This window comes from Pseudomonas sp. HY2-MNA-CIBAN-0224 (assembly GCF_040310285.1).
Taxonomy (GTDB): domain Bacteria; phylum Pseudomonadota; class Gammaproteobacteria; order Pseudomonadales; family Pseudomonadaceae; genus Aquipseudomonas; species Aquipseudomonas helleri.
Genome location: NZ_JBEOPQ010000340.1, coordinates 1 through 305 on the forward strand (window position 1 = coordinate 1; position 305 = coordinate 305).

At 40.3% G+C, this 305-nt stretch carries 1 protein-coding gene; it reads right to left on the reverse strand.

The features are described 5' to 3' along the window. Window positions 1–90: 90 nt before the first annotated feature. Window positions 91–305, reverse strand: a 215-nt coding sequence (locus AAEZ03_RS26655; protein ID WP_350582788.1) for a type II toxin-antitoxin system RelE/ParE family toxin, incomplete at its 5' end; no start/stop codon positions are given.

The window sequence follows — 305 nt, forward strand, 5'->3', positions numbered from 1 at the left end:
ATGTTAAAGAATGGAGCGAGATTTTAAATAGCGCTAAAACTTTACATTCTGAGCTTATGTTAGAACATACGTAGCATCTGTAGCTGTTAGCTAATCAAATACTTCTGAATGGCTACCCAGCCTAACGAAATCTACCGTATCGCTCTGAATACGGTAGATAAGCACCAAATCAGGTTTGATGTGGCAATCTCTAAAACCCTTATGATTGCCGGTCAACGCATGATCTTTGTATTTAGCCGGTAGTGGTATATCGTTAGTCAAACAATTGAGCACCTCGCCCCATGCAGGAGTGAGTAAACTTAGAT